1 pseudogene is annotated in these 313 nt (G+C 63.6%); it reads right to left on the bottom strand.

The features are described 5' to 3' along the window. Nucleotides 1-159, bottom strand: a pseudogene (locus tag ACTJI6_RS24315) (IS3 family transposase); the annotation flags it as partial. Nucleotides 160-313 lie beyond the last annotated feature (154 nt).

Genomic DNA, 313 nt, shown 5'->3' on the forward strand with positions numbered 1-313 from the left:
CACCCAATCCAACAGCGTGTGCGCCGAGCAGCCGATCTTCGACGCTATCGACTGGCAGGCCGTCCAGCGGGAGGAATGGTCAGCCTCATGATCCAACACCAACCGCACCGCGCGCTCGCGCACCTCAGGGGAAAACTTGTTCGTCGTTTTGCTCGTCATGGCTCCATCCTATTTGGAAGTTGGAGCCTCAGGCAAACCCGGGGCGGTTCCAACGACCAGCGCTGGTTCGGCATCAAAGGCAATGTCATCGGTGCCCGCGTGCCGATGGCCCGCTTCCGCCCGCCACGACGGCGCACGTGCAGCCGTTCCTCGC

Origin of the sequence: Paracoccus sp. 22332, from assembly GCF_052045125.1 — a bacterium.
GTDB lineage: Bacteria > Pseudomonadota > Alphaproteobacteria > Rhodobacterales > Rhodobacteraceae > Paracoccus > Paracoccus haematequi_A.